Raw genomic sequence first — 16538 nt, forward strand, 5'->3', positions numbered from 1 at the left:
ACGGCTCACCAGGGCATGGGCCGGGCCCACCAAGGAATCCGCAGAGGCTGACAAAGCCGCAGGTCAATGCATTGGTGAGGGCCGTTGTGTAGGAGTTACCGCACGGGCGTCGATCACCAAGGTTTTCACCAAACGTCGCGGGGTTTCCTCGATCGCCAGCTGATCCGCTGACGACCTCTTAGGAGCCCTTCGTGAGTCCTCTGTCCCCCCGGCGCGACCGAGCGCCGGACTCCTCCCCGATCGCCGACGGGGGTGAACTCCGCCGGGCCCGTGCCCGCACGCTGGCCCTGCGCGCCGGCATCTGGACGGCCCTAGCCTGCGCCCCGCTGGCCCTGGCGGTGGCCCTCGTCGCCCCCAGCTCCACCGGCGGCACGGCGACGGCGGCCGCGGCCGCCCCGTCGGTGATCGCGCCCCCAACCGGCTACGCCGAGTCGTTCGTCGACCTGTGGCTGCGCAGCTCCACCTCCGATGCGCTGCGCACCCTGGCGCCGGGCGTCGACCTGCCGAAGCCGAAGACCTCTGCGCAGGTGACGGTCGACAAGGTGGTCGCCGTGCGCAGCCAGCCGATGGGCGGGCGCACTTGGCTGGTGACCGTGGCGGCCACGGTCACCGTTCCGCCGGCTGCTGCGCAAAGCGGTGCGCCGGGCTCTGCGCAAGGCGTTGCGCAGCCGTCTGCGCAGAGTTCGGCGACACCGGTGGGCGTTGCGCAGAGCGGCTCGGTGGGCGTGCGCTACTTCGCGGTTCAGGTGTCGATGACCCGGGCGCCGGGGTCGGGCGGCGCGCCGGACTCGTTCGCCGTCACCGCCGCCCCGGCCCAGGTCGCTGCTCCCGCCTCGTTGTCGGACCCGGACCCGGCAGTGCCGGCTTACGGGTCGCAGGTGGGCGACGGGCCGCTGCGGGACACGGTGGCTGGCTACCTGTCGGCGTACCTGACCGGTGTGGGTGACAGCTCCCGCTACCTGTCGCCGGGCGCGAGGATCCCGGCGCCGGGGTCGGCCTACTCGAAGGTGACCCTCCAGACGCTCTCGGCGACCGGCACGGTCCCGGCGTCGCCGGTCGACGGGACGGTGCTGGAGGCGCAGGCGGTCGTCCAGGCCGAGGACGCGAACGGCCTGTGGCCGCTGAGCTACCCGCTGCGGCTGACGGCCCGGGCCGGGCGGTGGGAGGTCTCCGCGGTCGCCCCGCTCCCCCTCTCTCCCGCTTCCGCTGTCGCTTCCTCTCCCTCTTCTTCCTCGACCGGTGCGAGTGGCATGCCGTCGCCGGTTCCCTCCCCCACGAACGGAGCGCGGTGATGACGCAGCTTGCCGGCCCCTTGCAGAACTTCGGCAACTCCTGGGCCTCGACCCTGATGGGGTGGGTCGCCAGCGGGCTGATGATCGGTCTGACGGCGATCGTGATCACCCACGCCATCCGCAAGATGAGCATCAAGGCCGCCATCGGCGGCGCGATCGGGCTGGTGATCTGCTGGTCTCTGTTCGCCAACCGCGTCGCGTTCGCCGACTTGTTCAGAACCGAGGTGCAAGAGAACAAGCCGGCCAGCACCGCGCCGATCCAGGGCGTCGGCGAGTTGCCGCGTGAGGTGCCCACCGGCGCGTTCACCGGTCAGCTGGGCAAGCCGGGCCTGCTGTGAGCAGCGCCGCGCGGGCCCGGATCGGCCGCTCCTACACCAAGGCCCGTCGGCATCCGTGGGTGCTCGGCAAGATCGGCGACTGGAGGATCCCCCTCGGCCCGTACACGCCGCCGCAGCTGGTGGTCGCCGCAGTGGGGGCGGTCGCGCTGATCAAGACTGCGACCTGGTGGGCGCCGTATCTGGGCCCGTTGCCGGTGGCGGCGTGGGCGGTGGCGATCTGGGCCGCGCGGCACTCACGGATCGCGGGCCGAAGCCCGTTCCTCGTCGTGGCGGACGCCCTGTCGCTGATGGTTTCCCCCCGTAACGGCCAGATCGGCGGGCGGGCGGTGCGCCCGGCCCGTCCGGTGCTGCTGGCCCGAGGGGGCTTCGCCTTCGAGGACGGCGTCGCCGAGGACGACTTCGCCGCAGCCGCCGACCTGGCCGACGTACCGGAGACAAGCGAGCGGCCGGTGCCCCTCCTCAGTCTCTTCGAGCCCCCCGAACCGGTTCCGCTTCCTTCTCCCAAACCCCCTGCTGCTCAGCCCGCCGCCGCTCAGCCAGCTGCCGCCCGGGCCGCGGGCCCGGCACTCACCCCGCTCCAGCAGATGCTCGCGGCCGCCGCCGTCATCACCGCCCAGAAGGGAGACCCGACGTGAGGGTCGCAATCCGCCACATCTCCGGCCACCTGCTGTGGTCCATCACCGGCACCGTCTGGGCCGTGTGGCGAGTGACGCCGATCGGCTCCCGCTACGCCTCCGACCTTGAGCGCCAGGACGTGCTGCGCCGGGTCACCTCCCTCGTGCGCTCGATGTCCGGCACGGCCCGCCTCTACAGCCTGTGCGCCCGGGTCGAGCCGCGCGAGGTCGCCGAGCGGATCGCCGCCGACGTCGATCTGGAGGCCCACCCCGGCACCCGGGAGAGCGCGGAGGCCGCCGCCTTCTTGCTTGAGGACTTCGAGATGCACCGGCGCACCCTGTGGCTGGCGCTGCCGCTGCAGCCCCCCGGCCGGGCTGCCCAGCTGACCCAGGCCAGCGGCTCCCTGTGGGCGTCGTTCGGTGAGCAGGCTGGTCTTCCGGCCGCCCCGGTACCGGTTAGCGAGGTGCAGCTGTTCCAGGGGGTGGCCCGCCAGATCGAGGCCGGTTTCGGCGGCGGCCTCCAGATCCGCCCGGCCCGGCCGGCCGAGATCGTGTGGATGCATCAGCACATCGTTTACCGCGGACAGATGGAGCCACTCCTCACGGAGGCGGAGAACCGCCGTCTTTGGGAGGGGAAGATCGTCGGCGCGCACCTGCGCAGCCCCGGCTACGCGAGCCTGGGGCAGGCCCGGCTGCTGGAGGGCGGCCAGGACTCCGGCGCCCGCCGGGAGGAGGCGCAGGGTCTGCGCACCTGGTTCTCCTCGCGCTTCGACGGCGGTGCCCTGTCGAAGCTGTGGCTCCAGGTGGAGACGGAGGACGGCGTCGGCTACCAGGCCGGGCTCGCCCTGGAAGAGATCCCCGAGGCCGTCGCCGAGGGCGCCGCCGACATCCTTGCCCAGTTGGAGCTGCTGCCCTACCCGGTCGATGCCGTCGTCGACCTGACCCTGGTGGACAGCGCGAAGGCAAAGCGGGCCATCGCGAAGAAGAAGGCGGAGCTGTCCGACCAGGCAGACCAGTGGGCGGCGCACCCCACCGGCACACCCGACAGCCTGTACGGGGCGGCGGAGATCCTGGGTGAGCAGGAGGCGCGACTGGGGCGCACGTCGGTGGAGCTGGAGGTGCAGTCCCGCACGGTGTTCACGGTGTGGGGTCCGACGGCCCAGGTGTGCGATGACCGGGCGCGGGATCTGAAGGCGCGTCTGAGCGGGGCGGACTACCGGGTGATCCGCCCGCGCGGTGGGCAGGTCCGGCTGCTTCAGTTCGGGCTGCCGGGCGCGGCGCCGGCCTTGAGGGCGCGCGAGTGCACCCAGTTCCAGCTCAGCGAGGACTGGGCGATGAGCGGCCCGCTGACGGTCGGTGAGGTCGGGGACGACACCGGGCCGATGATCGGCCGGTCGCTGGATGCGCAGACGGTGCGCCCGGTCTTCCTCGACCTGGCCTCCGCTCCGGGGGCCAACATCGCGGCCTCGCTGGCGGTGCTCGGAGACTTGGGCTCGGGGAAGTCGGTGCTGCTGAAGAAGATCACGACGGACCTGATCGACCGCGGACACCGGGCCATCGTGATCGACCGTACCAACCACCGCGAGTACGCCCACCACGCCCGCGCGACCGCGCCGGGGCGCCACCAGGTCATCGACGCCGCCGACGCCGAGATCAGCATCGACCCGCTGCGGGTGCTGCCGCACGCCCAGGGCGAGGCGGCAGCCCTCAGCTACCTTCTGCTCCAGACGCAGATGGAGGCCATGTCCGCAGGGGGCGCGGCGTTGAGCCGAGCAGTCAAGGCGGCGGCTTCCTCGGCCCGCCCGCACATGGGCCTGGTCCTGGAGGAGCTGCGCCAGATCGCGACCGAGGGCGGCAACCGCGGCGAGGCCGCCGCCGACGTCCTGGACCTGCTGGCGACCGTCGCCGACCAGCGGCTGGCCCGCATGGTGTTCGACCCGACGCTGCCCGCGCTGTTGATGTCCGCGCTGACCGCCGACCTGGTGGTCTTCACCACGAACGGATTGACGCTCCCTCCTAAGGAGGCGCTCGGCCGCCCCGAGGTGCTGCGCACCCAGCCGCTGGAGGCGCTGATCGGCCGGGCTGTCCTCTACCTGATCGCCGCGATCAGCCGCCACATCGCCTTCTCCGACCGCTCGCAGTTCGCGGCCGTGATCTTCGACGAGGTGTACTGGCTGACTTCCTCCGCCGAGGGCAGCGCGCTGATCAACGAGCTTGCGCACGACGGCCGCAAGCATAACGCCGGTTTCGCCGCAGGCGGGCACGACGCGCTGGACCTGGGCGACGAGACGATCCGCGGCCTGATCGTGCAGCGGATCCTCGCGCGCACCACCGACGAGGCGATGGCCCGCCGGGGCCTGGAGTTCCTGGGTCTGCCCAGCGACGAGGAGGAACTGATCCAGCTGGTCACTGGTGGCCTGTCGCCGCACGGCCAGGCCAACCGGGCCGGGGAGATGCTCCTGCGTGACACTCGCGGCCGGATCGGCCTGATCCAGGTGATCATCCCCAACCTGCCGAAGTACGAAGCGATCTTCACCACCCCCGTGTCCAAGCGCCAGGCCTCCGACCGGGCGGATCAGCCGAAGAAGGTGGCCCTGCGATGACCGGAGTCCCGATCCCGAAGGCGCTGACCCGGCTCGCGGACCGGTTCGCCCCCAAGGCCCGCGCGGCCGGGCACACGTGGCGCAGGATCCGCTCGGTCGCGGCCATGTACTGGCCGGGCCGGCGCACCGTACTGATGACCCTCGGCATGACGTACCTGTTCTTCGTCGCCGGTACGCAGTCGGCGTTCGCGGCCGACAGCGAGCGCGGCGGCGTGCTGGCACCGCTCAATGTGCTGAGCAGTGAAGGGGTACCGCTGAGCAACTACGACTTGAAGTCAGATCCGGGTGGCGCCACCGACATCCGCAGCCACGTCTGCAATCTGCTGATCGGGGGCGGGTTCGCCCTGGTGCGGCTCGTCGTAGGGCTCATGTGTTGGATCATCCAGTGGATCTGGAACTTCCCGATCGTCAAAACTCTCACCGACACCGCAGACAAGATCAACTACGACCTCTATGTTGTCGCCTCCAACGACCTGAACCTGTACGACGTGTTCCTGGCCGGCGGGGTTGCGTTCGGGGCCCTGCTGATGATGCGCGGCAAGATCGGCCGCGGCGCCGGCGAGATGGCGATCACGCTACTCCTGTCGGGACTCGTCGTGATGCCCATGTTCACCCCGCGGGCGATCCTCGGCGAGCAGGGCCCGCTCGTGCAGGCACAACAGGCTGCCCATGAGGCCGGCCAGATTGTCACGAACGTCAACGGCCCTGACCCGGGGTGCACCTCGGACAAGGACAAGGCGGACCCCTCGTGTCCCATGCGGATGATGCTGACCAGGACGCTGGTGGTACAGCCCTTCGAGCTCCTTCAGTACGGGATCATCCCCGACCCCAATTCCCGCAATGCGAACGAGCGTGCCATCGCAGAGGTCCACCGCCAGTGGATCCACGGGGAGATCAGGGGAAAGAACTCGGACGACTGCGGGATCAGCTGGCTGCCGGGCAATGACGCGATCTGCAAGGACACGTCGGCCTGGGACGAGCTGAAGGATCGGTTGAAGAGCCACGGGGCAGAGGGCAAAAACGCCTACAACTTCGCGGTGAACAGCGACTGGGACCGGGCGGCTGGCGTGGGGTTGGTGCTCTTGGCCGTCGTACTCGTTGCCGTGGTCGTTCTCGGGATGGCCCTGGTCCATATCGGCACCCAGTTCGCGGATGTCATAGCGGCGTCGGTAGCCGCTCCGGCCGGGGTGTGGGCGATGCTCCCCGGGGGCAACCGCGCGGCGCTGTGGAAGTGGCTCGGCGTATTCCTGACCAGTGTGGTGACCGAACTCGCCGTGTCGGTGATGCTGCCGATGTTCACCCTCGGAGCCAACGGCATCCTCACCGACTCCCACGACACGGTGATGGTGCAACGCCTGTTGATCTTGGACGGCTTCGCAGTCGTCATTCTCGTGTTCCACCGACGGATCTTCTCCGCAGCCGGCCAGCTCGGCGAACGCTTCGCCAACCGGATGCGCTTCTCCAAGATCGGCGGCGCGCTCTTCATGGGCGAGAACACCGGGCTGGGCCTGGCAATGTCCCAGGCCATGGGGAACCTCTCCGGATCCGGCGGAGGCTACTCAGGGCGCGGCGGCGGCATCGCTGGCGGGCTCGGCATGTTCGGCGGCGGGGGCGCCACATCGGCCCTGATGCGCAAGGCCCGCATCGCTGACGGGCTGTCGGCCTTGGCCGACCCCGGACTTGGCCCCATGAACGCCGGGGCAATGGCCATGGGTGCCTACGGACAGGTGCGGCAGGGACTGTCCGCGCTGGCGATGCCGGTGCGCGCGGCGCACCAGCTGGTGGTCGGCAACCCCCTGCCACCGCACAAGCTGGCCAGGCGGCTCAAGCCCGTTGGAACGAAGGGGCCACTTGGCGGCGCACAGCAGCCACAGGGCGCGCACCCCGGGGCGTACGGTCCCGAGGGCAAGGGCCAGGGGACCACGGCCGGACGCCACGTCATGATGCCAAAGAGCGGCATCACGCCAGCCGGGCACGCTCTGCACAATCGCTTGTTGAACACCCGTATCGGCCGGATGGCGATCCTCGCGGGCAAGGTCGGCAAGTTCGGCTGGGCCGTCACCGCCGGCGCCCCGGCCACCTGGACGAGGATCAACCGCGCCAACGACCGCATGTGGGACCACGTCAACAAGCAGTGGACGCACTACTCCAACGTGCGCAAGGCGTGGGCGCAGGACTGGAAGGACGGTGCGAAGGCCGACGTGGCCGCGGTAAGGCAGGCTGGTCACGGTATCAAGGCTGGCTACAACACCGTCAAGGGCGCCGCCCGACACCAGTACCTCCAGGCCGCCGCGATGGGCACCACCTACGGGCCCAGGCTGATCAACGGCGTCCGCAGCGCCTACGACAACACCCGCCTCGCCTTCGACGCCTCGATCGGCTCGGTCGCCGACACCAGCGCCCCGCTGGTAACGCGGGGGAACGGCGGCGCCCACGCCGGGGTGTGGGAGCACGCTCGTGACCGCGGCCCCGAGTACCCCTTCTACGAGACCGAGCCGAGCACCTCGGCCCTGGGCAACGACAGTGCGCACCACGACGGCCGCGTGATCGTCCGCCCTGACGGCGGGGACAACGGCCCGGCCGACCTGTGGTCGGCTCTCGGCCCCGGCGTGGTGCCTACGCCGCAGCCGCTGGCGGTGTTCGAGGACGAGCCCGGCATGCTGGTCGACCGCTCGACCGGGGAGCTTTTCCCCGCAGCCGGGTCGCCCGCGCCGCCGGTGGCCGAAGCGGATCCCGCGATGGACCCCTCGGTGCTACGCCGGGTGAGCCCGCAGTTCCGTGACCCGGGCCGCGACCTGCTGGAGACGATGCGGAGGCGCCATCACCTCGACAACCGCGGGGGCCGCGGCGGGAGCGTCCCGAACGACGGCTTCGACGGGGGGGATGTCCTGTGAAGCTGGTGAAGGCCTTCCGCAGGCTCGGGTGCCTTGGCGCACTGCTGGCGGTCGCCGTGCCAGCCCTGACCGTGGTCTCCATGTTCGGCAGCGAGGACCCCGGCTCCACCGCACCGGTGGGCGCGGTCAGTGACATCCCCGCCCGGATGATGCAGTCCTACGTGCGCGCCGCCGGGTCGATGGCGCAGATGGTGCCTGCGTGCAAGGGCATGACCTGGCAACTGCTGGCTGGCATAGGCAAGGTCGAGAGCGGCCATGCCTCCGGGCACCAGATCGACGCCTCGGGGCTGATCACCCCTCCGATCATCGGACCGATCCTCAACGGGTCCGGAGCCGGAGGCAACACGACCGCCGTCAAGGACACCGACGGCGGCAAATGGGACGGCAACAGCCAGTACGACGCCGCCGTCGGCCCGATGCAGTTCCTGCCGTCCACCTTCGCTGGCTACGCCGCGAAGGTGCGCCCGGACGGCAGCGCGAACCCCAACAACGCGGACGACGAAACCCTGGCGGCTGCCTTGTACCTGTGCGGGAACGGCCGGGATCTGACGGTCACCGGGCAGCTGCGGAGCGCAATCTACTCCTACAACGCCTCCCAGGCGTACGTGGACGAGGTGATCCGCTGGATGACCCAGTACACCCAGCTTGGCACTCAGCCGCCGACTGGCGATGCCTCCGACCAGGTCCAGACCGTCATCAACGCGGCGCGCAGTGAGATCGGCGTCCCCTACTCCTGGGGCGGCGGCGACGCCACCGGTCCGACGACGGGAGTCTGCTGTTCCAATGGCGGCCAGGACGGCCGCACGGTGAAGGGTTTCGACTGCTCGGGATTGATGATCTACGTCTTCTCGAAGGTCGGCGTGAGCCTGCCGCGTCTGGCAGCTGACCAGGCCGGTGTCGGCCAACGGATCCCCGCCTCGGACGGGGTCGGCGCCTTGAAGCCCGGCGACATGGTGTTCTTCGGCAATTCCGCCGAGGGGATCTACCACGTCGGCCTCTATATAGGCGGCGGCCAAATGCTAAATGCCCCCAAACCGGGTGATTCAGTCAAACAGGCTGCGGTCTGGAATTACGACTTCGCGGGTGGCACCCGCGTACTCAAGTGAGAGAAATAATCCGAAATGACATCAAATCGCCCGTTCATGCTGCCCGCTCTCGGAGCCGCCGTCCTGCTGACGATCGGCCTGGCCCTGGTCGTGCCCGGCAGCAGCCACCACGGCGCAGCCCACTCCCCGGCCGCCACGCCCACAGTGTTCTCCGCCCCGTCTACCGCCGCCATCCCCCAGCCCGTCAATCCGTCGCCCCTGGTGACCGGCACGACGTCGCCGACTTCTCCGGTACCGGCGCCCACCGGCACGCCGTCCGCTCCCTCGGTGCCCTCGGGCATCGCGGCTGCCGGTGACGGGCCGCAAGGGGATCCGGCGCTCCAGGCGGCCCTGAGCGGCCAGTATCCGAGCGACCTCCCGCCAGCCGAGGCAGACCAGCTGACCGCCCTGGCACGCGAGATCTGGATGGCCGAGACCACCGGCGTCGGCCGCGATCGCTGGCCCGGCTACTTCCCGGCGACCGCCGTGGGCGCCAGCCAGCCGTACTTCTACACAGGGGTCCGCGTCCAGGCCGCGGTCGCCCACACCTCCCGCGAGGCCGCGAACCGGGCGGCCGTCAACCTGCTGTGGGTGGGCACCTCCCCCACGGGCGACTACGGCGACCACCGCCCGGCGACCGTCTTCTTCACCCGCATCAACGACACCTGGGAGCCCCAGCGATGAGCTCGAATGCCGACTCCCTCCCGCAGACCCTGGGGCACGCCGCCGTGGCGGCCTGGGACTGGGCCGGCTCGGTCACTGCCTGGTTCTCCGCCAACGGCGAACTGGTGGTGCTGGCCTTGTCACCGCTCGCCATCGCGGCCGCCGTCGTACGCCAGCGCCTTGCCGTGAAGACCCTGGCCAGCCGCCAGCGGTACATCCTCACCCCCACCCGCCGGTTCGACCCGAGCCCGGAGGACATCTGGCGCCAGGCCGCCATGATCCTGCGCGCCGCCAGCAAGGGCCCCTGGTGGGCGTCGTCGCCCTCCAAGCAGGTCCGCATCCGGCTGCGCGCCGACGGCACCACGCCGCTGGAGTACTCGTTGGAGGCGCACACCGACGCGGCGACCCTGCTGCGCGACAGCCGCTACCGCGAGGTCACGGTGGCCAAGGTCCCGGCCGCCGAGGACCCGTTCGCCGAGCAGGAGCGCCGAGAGCGGGCGGAGAAGAAGGAGCGCAGGAAGAAGGATCGCGCGGCCGGCAAGGACAAGAAGAACAAGGGGAAGGAGAAGGAGGAGGAGCGTCTGCACGCGGTGCGCGCCGAGTTCGTCCTCAAGGGGAAGGCGTCGGCGGCGCTGCGCGAGGTGCCGCTGGAGCCGGACCCGCTCCAGCCGGTCATCGACGCCGTCTCCGACCTGCGTACCGAGCTGGGGGAGCTGGCCGAGGTCGTGATCGACGTGCAGCGGATTCCACGCTGGCAGGTGAAGCTGCGCCAGTGGCACCTGGTCCACGAGGAGCGCGAAGCCGAGCGCAAGCGCGCCCGCAAGGCCGCCGGCCACGCGGCGGCGGACGCCGCCGACATCCAGGACTCCTGGCGCTTGCAACTGGCCAGCCTGTTCGACTCCTCCTCCCGGCGCCCGCCGTTGGTGCCGACGCCGCGCCCCCAGCCGGTCAACGCCTCCAAGGCCCTCGGGCGCCTGGCCTCCTCCCAGGGGCTGGTGCGCATCCAGCTCCTGGTGCGCTGCACTTCGACGATGGAGGGCCGCGCCCGCCAGCTCCTGGGCCAGCTGACGGCGGCGATGGATGTCTTCGGTGAGGACAGCCGACTCGGCCAGGACGCGGGCCGGTTCCTGTGGATCACCTGGAGCGCGGACAGCCGCCACCGGCGCGAGAGCTTCGACCGGCGGTGGCGCACCGGCCTGGTGGGGCCGCGCAAGCCGAACTGGCTTCACATCGGCGAGCTCCAGGGGCTGCTGAAGCCGCCGACGAAGCACGCGGTCCTGCCGGTCCTGGCGTCCGAGCTGCCGGACTACGTGCCCGGTGAGGCCCTGGTGCCGCAGGGGTGGCTGCGCTACCCCGACGGGCGTCGGCGCCTGATCGCCACGATGGCAAAGGAGTTCCTGTTCTCGATCAAGGTGGGGAAGGCGAACTACGGCAAGACCGAGTTCGCGCTCGTCCAGGCGCTGGCGCTGGCGCTGGCTGGCGAGGGTGTGCTGTTCGTCGATCCGCACGGCGACACCTGGAAGTCCGTCGCCCCGTACCTGGCGCACCCGGCATTCGCGCCGCTGGTGTGCCGGATCGACCTGGCCCGGGCCGAGGACCCGGGCGCGGTGATCCCGAGCTGGAACGTGATCGGCATGGACCGCGGGCAGAACGCGGCGCGCACCGTGACCGCGGCCGTGGACGCGCTGGCCATCGCCCTGTCCTGGAACGAGGCAACCCACCCGCGGGCCGCGACCATCCTCACCAAGGCGATCGAGGCCCTGGTGGCCTACAACCTCGCCGTGGTCGCCGCCGGGCGACCCGACGCGCAGGCCACGCTGTTGCAGGTGCGGGCGCTGCTGACCGACAAGTCGGTACAGCTGCCGATCCTGGACTTCCTGTCCGCGGAGCAGCGGCGCTGGTGGGAGACCACGTTCACCTCCTACCCGCCGGACGTGCTGGCCCCGGTGACCAACCCTCTGGACCGCCTGGCTGCCAATCCGGTGACCCGGGCGTTCCTCGGCAACCCCCAGGGTGCCTACGACATCCGCAGGGCGATGGACGAGGGCAAGATCGTATGGCTGTGCCTGGAGGGCACCGGACCGAGCGACCGCCTCCTGATCTCTATGATCATGCAGGACCTGCTGCGTGACGGCCTGTCACGGCGGGACACGGCCGAGGACGACCGACGGCCCTTCCACGTCTTCGCCGACGAGTTGATCAGCCTCGATCCGGCCGGCGGGCCGACCTTCGCTGCGATGACGGAGCAGCTGCGCAAGTTCAAGGTCAGACTCCACGTGATGGCCCAGCACCTGAACCGGGTGCAGGTGACCACCCGGGAGGCGCTGCTCCAGAACTCCTCGGTGGTGAGCACGACAGCGGGCGCCATGGCAGCGATCAAGGCCGTGACCGATGAGTGGCACGGCGCCGTGGACCCCGGTGCGGTCGCGGAACTGCGCCGGTTCGAGCACTACGTCCAGGTCACCGTCAAAGGCGCCCCGGTCGGGCCGCTGCGGGTGGAGGGTCCGCAAGTCAAGGACGTGTTCAAGGAGTACTACAGCCCCAAGCTGGTCGGCCGCATGACGGCTTCGGCGAACCGGGCTGTGCTGGCGCAGCCGATGGAGGAGCGGCTACGCCGGGCACAAGAGCAGGACGCAGTGGTTCTCGCCTTCCTTCAGGGGGAGGGGGGCGGTGGCCAGGCGGCGCAGCCGGTAGTTCCTCCGGTGCCCGGTGAGGGTCCGGCAGTGGACCTGGCGAAGCCTCAGGTGGCGCGCAGGCGCGGGCCGGGGCTGCCGGCTGCGCCCAAACCGGTGAATCGGGCGGAGTAGGGCCTATCCGGTGGCCGGACAGGGGTCGGCGCCCCGGAGGCGATGGGGATTGTGTGCCGCCGGGGCGGCGAGAGGCGGCCTTCGGTCCCATGCTCGGGGTTGAAGGCCGCCTCTGTATTGAGGTGTCGTCCCGCCGTCCTACTGGAGGAGGGCGTAGACGGCGCCGGCGACGGCCGTGCCGAGGACGGTTCCGGTGATGACCTGGGAGACGGTGTGCTCCCGTACGCTGACGCGGGCCCAGCCCAGGAGCGCGACGAGGGCGAACCCGGCGAGCCAGAGCGGGGAGTAGGCCTGGGCGAGCATCGCGATGCTGCCGCCGGTGACGGCCGCGTGGACGGAGATCTTGTACTTCGCCAGGACGGTGACCGGCCAGATCGCGGTGATCGTGGCCCACATGGCCGCGGTCATGGCGATGATCTCCGAGGGGGCGCTGGTGGCGGATTCGATGGCGAGGCCGGCGGCGACCGAGGCGCTGATGACGGGCAGCACGGTGATGCGCTGCTGGCGCTCGGTCAGGTGCCGGTTGGCCCAGGTGCCGTCCCCGGCGATGTAGAGGATGTAGGTCATAGGGATGACGGCGGCGAAGATGATTGCGATCACCGCCCAGCCGAGTCCCTTCCAGCCGTAGAGGCCGCAGCCGATGGCGAGGCTGACCGCGATGATGACGTTCTTGGGGTCGATCCAGTCCGACAGCTTGCGGCCCACCGGGCTGGTGGGGGGCTTCGTCTCGGCGGCGGCAGTGGTGGTGGTCATGAGGTGGCCTTGTTGTAGTGGCGGGCGACGGTGGAGGCCCAGGAGATCTCGGTGCGGGGAGCGCGCAGGTCCTGGTCCTCGGGGATGACGTCGGTGGACCCGGCTGCTTCGCCGGCGGCATGGCGCTTCATCGCCGCCCGCACCCACAGCGCCTGAGCCGCGGCGTCGGATCCGACGGCGGCCGAACGGGCGGCATCGGGAGCGGCAAAAGGCTGCAGACTGAGGAAGCCGTCCCGGATGACGAAGGCCCGGTGGGCTACATCGATCGTTCGGTCGCCGGTGGTGACGAGCTCTCGAAGTCGGGACCGGCGCTCTCCCAGGACCAGTTGCGGGAACTGGTCGACGATGTCGGACCACAGTGGGTGCAGGCGCCACAGGGTGGCCTGGTCACGGAGGTAGCGCGCCAAAGCGCGCAGCGGGGGCAGCACCAGGCCGGTGACAATGAGCAGGATGGAGGTGGAGACCAGCAGGTCGGCCGGCCGGAACGCCGCGTCGCCCTGAATGATGCCGCCCTGAGCGGCGATGAGGGAGGCGATGCGGATCGCGGTGTAGGCGGTGCCGAGTACGCATCCGACGGCGAGGGAGACGACGCCGGCGCGGGCGAGGCCGCGGGGCACGGCACGCCGGGCGCCCCAGAAGGTGCCTGTGCCGCGGATCATCGACATGCCGAGGTAGGCGTAGAGGATGGAGAGGTAGACGGTGACCCAGGCGTCGTTCATGTGCTGGGTGATGACGTCGTCGAACTTCGGGCTCTGACTGCGGGGCAGTAGGAAGACGAAGATTAGGGCCATCGCCGTGCCGGAGCCTGCCAGCAGGGGAAGGCTTGGGCGCTGGCGCCGGCCGGTCCCGGTGCCGTGGACGGCGTAGAGGTAGTCGAGCAGCCAGGTGCAGGACGCGATCGTCAGCAGGTGTTTGAAGAGGACCGGCGAGTTCGCGAGTGCGTGGTGCAGCGGCTCCTGGAGGCTGGGGTGGCTGACCCCGAGGGCGAGGCCGAGGGTGCCGATGGTCAGGCAGAGGGAGCGTGCCGCCCGTCCAGAGTGGAGAGCCGCGGGGGTGCGCCACAGGGCGATGCCGACAAGGGCGACGGGCAGGGCGGTGTAGAGGATGAAGTGCATCGTCAGTCCGTCTCCTGCTTCCAGGCGAGGATCCGGCGCACCGGGTGGGTGAGCGTGGTGGTCAGCCGGCGCCCCTGCGGGGAGGTGCCGTCGGGAGCACCGAGGTGGTCGGCCAGCAGCAGGGCGAGGGTCTCGGCCTGCTGCTCCTCCCTGTTGTCGTACCCGGCGCGGGTGAGCAGCAGGTGTTCCTTCACTGTTTCGGGGTCCAGACCGGGGAAGGCGGCTTCGAGGGCCTCGGGCTGGATCCGGCACTGGTGCCCGGCGGCGATGTGGCCGAGCTCGTGGAGTTTGATCAGGGTCTGGTGGGCGAGGCTGGTCTTGGTCTCGTAGAGGACGACGTCCACGCTCTTGAGGGCGATCCACATGGCCGAGGGGACGTTGGGTCCGACGGCTGCCTCCATGGGCTCGAAGACGATCTCGCGTCCTCGGGTTTCGGACAGCGCCTGGGCGAAGCGGTCGACGGTGAAGGGGTTGGGTATCGGCAGGGTGGCGAGGATCGCTTCGCACTCCCTGCGGAGGCCTCTGGGCAGCGGCATGGGTGTGAGTGTCTCCGGTGCACCGCGCCGTGAGGCGCGCCTGGGCAGGAACGGACAGCTATCGCAGCAGACTCAGCGGAATGTCGCTAATCGTTTTGTCTCTCGGTGCCACCGTGAGCGCGTTCGATCTCCTGGAGGCGTTCGGCGAGTCCGGCGACGAGCTTGACGGACTCCTCCGACAGACCGGCCGCGCGGTTCATCAAGCCCATCAGTTCGGATCCCCCACTGCGAAGGTCCGCGAGCGCGCGCATGTTCCGCAGCTGACGGTCGATCTCGCTGGTGTCCTCACTGAGGAAGTAGCGGGCGCCTTCACGGATGCCGAAGGCCACGCCGACCGCATCGAGAGTGGCGATGGTGGGATTGGGGAGTCCACCGCCTGCGGCCCGGCCGAGATGCAGGTTGCGGATGGTGTCCATGGAGATGACCTTCTTGCCGGCGCGTCGGTTGATGCGCTCGGCGATGTCGGCATAGCGCAGGGCAGGCTCACCCTTCTCCTCGCGCCGGGAGTTCTCGTCCACTATCAGCGCGCCAAGGCGTGCGGAGATGCGGTTCGCGTGCTGCTGCGCCGCCGTGTCTCCCTGGTGATCCATCACGTCCCCAACCCGTTCTGTGTCTCCGGCCGAGCCACCATCCATCGAGATTGATCAAAATCAATCCAGTCGATGGTACCTTCGCCAGCTACTTTGTGGTTAGCTGCCCGTCGGGGTGATTGAAATCAAACACCCCGAGGGGAGTCACTGGCCCAGGCCACACCCGCGTGTGGCCCGTCGCGGACTATAGCCGTTAGCCGGGCCACGGCTGCGCCCTCCCCGCAAGCTCGGTCGCACGGTCGCTGGCACGACCGCGCGGCCGAGCAGGGGCAGTGGCATCCATCGCCGCCACATGACCGAGTAACGGGGAGCGGATCAAGCGTGTTAGGCACGTGACACAACCATCGGATCACGCAAGGTGCCGCAGGCGAGGACCTGACGGGTTCTCGCAGGCATACCTGGGCCGCCCGCAGGCCCATTGAACTGTCATATATGGGTCAATTCGAACTCAGGCCGGCTCACGCCGGATCGACGCGAGTTGGGCAGAGAACGTGAGTCAAGGAACAGTCAAGAAATCCGCTCAGAACCCAGGTGCGCCCGCCCAGCGGACCGCGCCGAATCAGCCAGGCTCCCCGGGTGACCGGCTGCCGACCGTAGTTCGCGAACGGCGCCCCGCGATGGCTGTCCTGGCCGCCCTGCTGATCCTCGCCAGCGGCCTCGGTGCCACCGCCCTGGTGCAACAAGCCGGGCAAAAGGTGGACGCTGTCAAGATCACCCAGCAGATCGCGCCCGGCCAGAGCATCCCGAACGCTGCGATCGAGCAGATCCGCGTCTCCAAGGACACCGACGTTCCCTACGTCCGGTGGGACCAGCGCGGCCAGCTTGCCAAGTACTTCGCGGTCTCCGCGATCCCGGCCGACACCCTGCTGACCGGCCCGATGCTCACCACGAAGACCGGGCTCAGCAGCGACCAGGGCGTGGTCGGTCTCAGCCTCAAGGCGGGGCAGTTCCCGCCGGGGCTGCGCGAGGGCGACAAGGTCCGGGTGCTGTGGGTCGGCAAGGACATCACCAGGGCCCCGGTCCCCGGGGCGACCGCCACCGCCGCGCCGGGCGCCTCCGGCAGCAGCGGCATCACGCTGGCCGACACCGCCGTCGTACGACAGGTGTTCAAGGCCGAGGCGGGCGCGAGCAACGCCAACCTCTCCCTGTCGATCACCGTCGCAGCGGACAAGTCCGGCCCCATCGCCCAGGCCGCCTCCGCGGGCGAGGTCGCCCTCGTCCTGCTGTCCGCCGACCAGAAGAACTAGG

At 70.1% G+C, this 16538-nt stretch carries 13 protein-coding genes; 9 read left to right on the forward strand and 4 right to left on the reverse strand.

Translation table 11 applies throughout. The features are described 5' to 3' along the window. The first annotated feature begins 338 nt into the window (after window positions 1-338). The 8 genes from ACFWIS_RS07965 to ACFWIS_RS08000 are packed head-to-tail and all read left to right on the forward strand — an operon-like array spanning window position 339 to window position 12296. Window positions 339-1292, forward strand: coding sequence for a hypothetical protein (locus ACFWIS_RS07965; protein WP_380523621.1), 954 nt, complete (start codon window positions 339-341; stop codon window positions 1290-1292). Further along, complete coding sequence (locus ACFWIS_RS07970; protein WP_380523623.1) at window positions 1292-1630, forward strand: hypothetical protein; 339 nt, start codon at window positions 1292-1294, stop codon at window positions 1628-1630. Before ACFWIS_RS07965 ends, ACFWIS_RS07970 begins: the two co-directional genes overlap by 1 nt. Continuing rightward, the gene (locus ACFWIS_RS07975; protein WP_380523625.1) at window positions 1627-2265 is read left to right on the forward strand and encodes a hypothetical protein; all 639 of its coding nucleotides are present in this window, start codon (window positions 1627-1629) and stop codon (window positions 2263-2265) included. The genes ACFWIS_RS07970 and ACFWIS_RS07975 overlap by 4 nt, the downstream gene beginning before the upstream one ends. After that, entirely contained in the window at window positions 2262-4847 is a 2586-nt protein-coding gene (locus ACFWIS_RS07980) for an ATP-binding protein (RefSeq protein ID WP_380523627.1), read from the forward strand. Before ACFWIS_RS07975 ends, ACFWIS_RS07980 begins: the two co-directional genes overlap by 4 nt. Further along, on the forward strand, window positions 4844-7741 hold the full coding sequence (locus tag ACFWIS_RS07985) for a hypothetical protein (RefSeq protein ID WP_380523628.1): 2898 nt from the start codon (window positions 4844-4846) through the stop codon (window positions 7739-7741). Before ACFWIS_RS07980 ends, ACFWIS_RS07985 begins: the two co-directional genes overlap by 4 nt. Continuing rightward, complete coding sequence (locus tag ACFWIS_RS07990; protein ID WP_380523631.1) at window positions 7738-8847, forward strand: NlpC/P60 family protein; 1110 nt, start codon at window positions 7738-7740, stop codon at window positions 8845-8847. The genes ACFWIS_RS07985 and ACFWIS_RS07990 overlap by 4 nt, the downstream gene beginning before the upstream one ends. Window positions 8848-8862: 15 nt before the next feature. Beyond that, window positions 8863-9510 (forward strand): hypothetical protein, encoded by a 648-nt coding sequence (locus ACFWIS_RS07995; protein ID WP_380523633.1) that lies wholly within the window; start codon window positions 8863-8865, stop codon window positions 9508-9510. Then, the gene (locus ACFWIS_RS08000; RefSeq protein ID WP_380523635.1) at window positions 9507-12296 is read left to right on the forward strand and encodes an ATP/GTP-binding protein; all 2790 of its coding nucleotides are present in this window, start codon (window positions 9507-9509) and stop codon (window positions 12294-12296) included. Before ACFWIS_RS07995 ends, ACFWIS_RS08000 begins: the two co-directional genes overlap by 4 nt. Before the next feature lie 138 nt (window positions 12297-12434). Here the strand turns inward: ACFWIS_RS08000 and ACFWIS_RS08005 are convergent, their stop codons facing one another. The 4 genes from ACFWIS_RS08005 to ACFWIS_RS08020 form a co-directional block, all read right to left on the reverse strand. Continuing rightward, window positions 12435-13049 carry a hypothetical protein gene (locus ACFWIS_RS08005; protein WP_380523637.1) on the reverse strand — a complete coding sequence of 205 codons (615 nt, stop codon included), beginning with the start codon at window positions 13047-13049 and terminating at the stop codon, window positions 12435-12437. Continuing rightward, window positions 13046-14164 carry an MAB_1171c family putative transporter gene (locus ACFWIS_RS08010; protein WP_380523638.1) on the reverse strand — a complete coding sequence of 373 codons (1119 nt, stop codon included), beginning with the start codon at window positions 14162-14164 and terminating at the stop codon, window positions 13046-13048. Before ACFWIS_RS08010 ends, ACFWIS_RS08005 begins: the two co-directional genes overlap by 4 nt. Before the next feature lie 2 nt (window positions 14165-14166). Then, on the reverse strand, window positions 14167-14700 hold the full coding sequence (locus ACFWIS_RS08015; protein ID WP_380523640.1) for a hypothetical protein: 534 nt from the start codon (window positions 14698-14700) through the stop codon (window positions 14167-14169). Window positions 14701-14786: 86 nt separating this feature from the next. Beyond that, window positions 14787-15293: a hypothetical protein gene (locus ACFWIS_RS08020; RefSeq protein ID WP_380523642.1), complete on the reverse strand. Its 507-nt coding sequence runs from the start codon at window positions 15291-15293 to the stop codon at window positions 14787-14789. Between the two features lie 614 nt (window positions 15294-15907). On the opposite strand from ACFWIS_RS08020, the gene ACFWIS_RS08025 reads away from it, so the two are divergent. After that, window positions 15908-16537 carry a hypothetical protein gene (locus ACFWIS_RS08025; protein ID WP_380523644.1) on the forward strand — a complete coding sequence of 210 codons (630 nt, stop codon included), beginning with the start codon at window positions 15908-15910 and terminating at the stop codon, window positions 16535-16537. The last annotated feature ends 1 nt before the right edge of the window (window position 16538 follow it).

Origin of the sequence: Kitasatospora sp. NPDC127060, assembly GCF_042724935.1 — a bacterium.
Lineage (GTDB): Bacteria > Actinomycetota > Actinomycetes > Streptomycetales > Streptomycetaceae > Kitasatospora.